This is a genomic window from Salidesulfovibrio brasiliensis JCM 12178 (assembly GCF_001311825.1).
Taxonomy (GTDB): Bacteria; Desulfobacterota; Desulfovibrionia; order Desulfovibrionales; family Desulfovibrionaceae; genus Pseudodesulfovibrio; species Pseudodesulfovibrio brasiliensis.
This window is the reverse complement of sequence record NZ_BBCB01000146.1, coordinates 1-3,205: the sequence shown is the minus strand read 5'-3', so window position 1 is coordinate 3,205 and position 3,205 is coordinate 1. Positions and strand designations below refer to the sequence as shown.

The following is a 3,205-nucleotide window of genomic DNA, read 5'->3' as shown; positions in this document are numbered from 1 at the left end:
AAACCCTCTCTTAAGAAATCAAGAGACCTGTATGAATCGGCATGCCCGCGGGCGATCTCCCGGTACCGCACCCAGCGGCAGCGTATCAAACAAAGATCCCGTCCCACCGGCCCGCCCGCGGAAAACCAATTGAAAACAAATCCGCTGTTCCATTGAATTGGGCTGGGATAGAGGCTGCTTTTCTCGGGAAAAGAATACAAGATTTTTCCGCCCGATCGGGGTATGGGCAAAAAAGCTAAGCTCCCCCATTCTTTGGGCGGGCAGAAAGGATCAAGGAGGGAAAGAATGAAACGGATTATCGCGTTCCTGTTGGTGGTGTCTTTCATGCTGGCCGCTGCTCCGGCAGTTGCCGACGGCATGCTTAAGGGCATCTGGCGCATCGAGACCATCGAAATGTATGTCAAGGGCAAAGGGTACGAGACTCGCAAGGGTCACGACGCATACATTGAGATCAAGGATCAGGAAGGTTCACTGTTCTACGGCGTCAAGCACTGGACATACAAGGGAGAAAAGCACTCCGAGGAATTCAGTGGAGCAGTCACGCATGACGGCCGCCTGCTTATTCAGGAGTACCACGACGGACAGGCGCAGGGCAACCTGCTACCGGACGGTACCATGGTGCTCTACTACATGGAGGCTGGCGACATGCCTCGCGTGCATATGACAACGTACAAGAAGCAGTAAACAGAGCAAAACTTGACGAAACGGGCCGCTTCGTGCGAAGCGGCCTTTTCTTCATTTGTTCTTTATACACGTCATCCAAGCAGGGGATTGCAGATCATGATTCTTCTTGACGGCAAGGAAACCGCGAAAACCATTCGCGAGGAACTGAAGGCAGAGGTGGAAACGCTCGCGCCCAAGCACGGCCGCGCTCCCGGACTGGCCGTGATTCTGGTGGGCGAAGACCCTGCATCGCAGGTTTATGTGCGTAACAAGGAAAAAGCCTGTGAGAATGTCGGCATTGTTTCCGTGCCGCACAAACTGCCCGCTGATACCTCTCAGGAGGACCTTGAAGCGCTGATCGAAAAGCTCAACGCCGACGGCTCGGTGGACGGCATCCTGCTGCAGCTTCCGCTGCCCAGGGGACTGGACAGCCAGCGTTGTCTTGAGCTGATCGACCCCGGAAAGGACGTGGACGGCTTCCACCCGATCAGCGTGGGCAAGCTGACCCTCGGCCTGCCCGGTTTCCGCTCCTGTACGCCCGCTGGCGTCATGAATCTGCTGGAACGCTACGACATCGACCCCTCCGGCAAGAAGTGCGTCATCATCGGCCGTTCCAACATCGTGGGCAAGCCGCAGGCGCTGATGATGCTCGCCAAAAACGCCACCCCGGTCATCACCCACTCCCGCACCAAGGATCTTGCCCGCGAATGCCGCGACGCGGACATCATCGTGGCCGCATTGGGCCGCCCCAAGTTTCTGACCGCCGACATGGTCAAGGAAGGCGCGGTGGTCATCGACGTGGGCATCAACCGCACCGACGAAGGACTGTGCGGCGACTGCGACTTCGAGGCCGTCAAGGACAAGGTCTCGGCCATCACCCCGGTTCCCGGCGGTGTCGGTCCCATGACCATCGCCCAGCTTCTGGTGAACACGGTGCAGGCTTACCGCGAACACGTGGGTGCATAACGATTCTCCGGGAGGCCTTCGGGCCTCCCTTTTTTTGCCATGATAATCAGGCCCGGCATATCCGCACTCTGGAACGAACCGTTCCCCGAGCTTTCCGCGTCGCTGGACGCGGTGCTGGCCCGTGCGCCCAAGGGCATGCGGATCTTCTTCCGCGCAGACGACATCGCCGTGCCCTCGAAACTGTTTTCGGCCATGATTGACCCCTTTCGGGAGCACGAGGCCGTGCTGGAGATGGCCGTGACCCCGGCATGGCTGCGGCACGACCATGCCGCGGAACTGCTCCGGCAGTGCCCCGAAGCTTCGATTTTTCGCTTCCACCAGCACGGCTGGCGACACGCAAACCATCAGCAAAGCGGCAAGAAGGGCGAGTTCGGCACTGACCGGACCAAGGAGGCCAAGCAAGACGACCTCCGAAAGGGCCGCGACAAGCTCTCGGCCATGCTCGGCCGCCGCTTCGAGCCTCGCTTCACCCCGCCATGGAACCGCTTCGACACCGAGACCGGGGAGATTCTTCTCGGATTGGGGTACCGAAACGTCTCACGCTCCAACGGCGAGCAGCGAAAGGTGCCCCTTCCCAAGGAATTGCCGGACCTCTTCATCAACGTCGACCTGCACACCCGCACCGAAGCATCGCCCGAGGCCGGACGCGCCGCACTGCTGGCGGAACTGGGCGAGGCCGTGCGAACCGGATACTGCGGCGTCATGCTGCACCATCAGCGCATGAACCGGCACTCGCTCGTGTTTCTCGACGAACTATTAGCCGCGCTGAACCGCGCTGGCATACCGTCCCTCGGGTTTGCAGAGCTCCTCGCCAATTCCGACTGATCCGGGTCGTTGCCGCGCACCGCAAGCCGGTGCTATCACCTCGGCATGATTCAGGACGAAAACCGCATTACACGACAGAAGCTCATGGAGCGGGCAGATTTCTCAGGCGCCCGCGTTCTCGAAATTGGCTGCGGCAACGGTCGCGTCACCGCCATGTACGCCCACGCGCCAAAACTCGCGGTAGGTATCGAACCGGATGCCGCCTGCGCTGCCGGAGCGTGTCGGACAGTTCCCGACGCCCGCTTCGCCTGCGCATCAGGCATGGCCCTGCCCTTTGTAGACAAGACCTTTGACGTGGTCCTCTTCACGCTCTCCCTGCATCACCACCCCGACCCGTCCGGCGCGCTCGACGAAGCGGCGCGCGTTACCCGATCCGGCGGACGCATCCTCGTGCTGGAACCGAAACCCGAGAGCGAGGTCCAGCGGTTCTGCAACATCTTTGAAAGCGAAGATCATCGGCTGGAAGCCGCCGTAAACGCGCTGGAGCAGACCGCTCTGTCACGTTCCGGGGACGAGGATTTCATGACCGAATGGGTCTTCAAGGGCTTCGAAGACGCTGCCCGCTACGCCTTCGAGTATTACAATCACCCCGAAGACGAGACCAAACGGCAGGCCATGCGCACTTTCCTCGGCGATCGCGCCGGAGATGCCGCACTGGTCATGACCGATACGCTGCGCCTGACTTGTTTCAGGGTCTGAGATGCCTCCGGCGGCCCTCCGGGGGCTCAGAACCTTTCGGGAAAGGTTCTGA

4 protein-coding genes are annotated in these 3,205 nt (G+C 60.4%); all 4 read left to right on the top strand.

Annotated elements, in window-relative coordinates; all coding sequences use genetic code 11:
* The first annotated feature begins 285 nt into the window (after positions 1-285).
* The 4 genes from JCM12178_RS17145 (at position 286) to JCM12178_RS17130 (ending at position 3,153) form a co-directional block, all read left to right on the top strand.
* Entirely contained in the window at positions 286-684 is a 399-nt protein-coding gene (locus tag JCM12178_RS17145; protein WP_054653183.1) for a hypothetical protein, read from the top strand.
* Positions 685-780: 96 nt separating this feature from the next.
* Positions 781-1,629: a bifunctional methylenetetrahydrofolate dehydrogenase/methenyltetrahydrofolate cyclohydrolase FolD gene (gene folD, locus JCM12178_RS17140; protein WP_054653181.1), complete on the top strand. Its 849-nt coding sequence runs from the start codon at positions 781-783 to the stop codon at positions 1,627-1,629.
* Positions 1,630-1,668: 39 nt separating this feature from the next.
* Positions 1,669-2,454, top strand: coding sequence for a polysaccharide deacetylase family protein (locus tag JCM12178_RS17135; RefSeq protein WP_054653179.1), 786 nt, complete (start codon positions 1,669-1,671; stop codon positions 2,452-2,454).
* Between the two features lie 45 nt (positions 2,455-2,499).
* Complete coding sequence (locus JCM12178_RS17130; RefSeq protein ID WP_054653177.1) at positions 2,500-3,153, top strand: class I SAM-dependent methyltransferase; 654 nt, start codon at positions 2,500-2,502, stop codon at positions 3,151-3,153.
* Positions 3,154-3,205 lie beyond the last annotated feature (52 nt).

What these genes read in the sequence shown, in the direction of transcription:
- JCM12178_RS17145 (WP_054653183.1), top strand. Translation starts at nt 286, where the DNA reads ATGAAACGGATTATCGCGTTCCTGTTGGTGGTGTCTTTCATGCTGGCC.
- folD (WP_054653181.1), top strand. Translation starts at nt 781, where the DNA reads ATGATTCTTCTTGACGGCAAGGAAACCGCGAAAACCATTCGCGAGGAA.
- JCM12178_RS17135 (WP_054653179.1), top strand. Translation starts at nt 1,669, where the DNA reads ATGATAATCAGGCCCGGCATATCCGCACTCTGGAACGAACCGTTCCCC.
- JCM12178_RS17130 (WP_054653177.1), top strand. Translation starts at nt 2,500, where the DNA reads ATGATTCAGGACGAAAACCGCATTACACGACAGAAGCTCATGGAGCGG.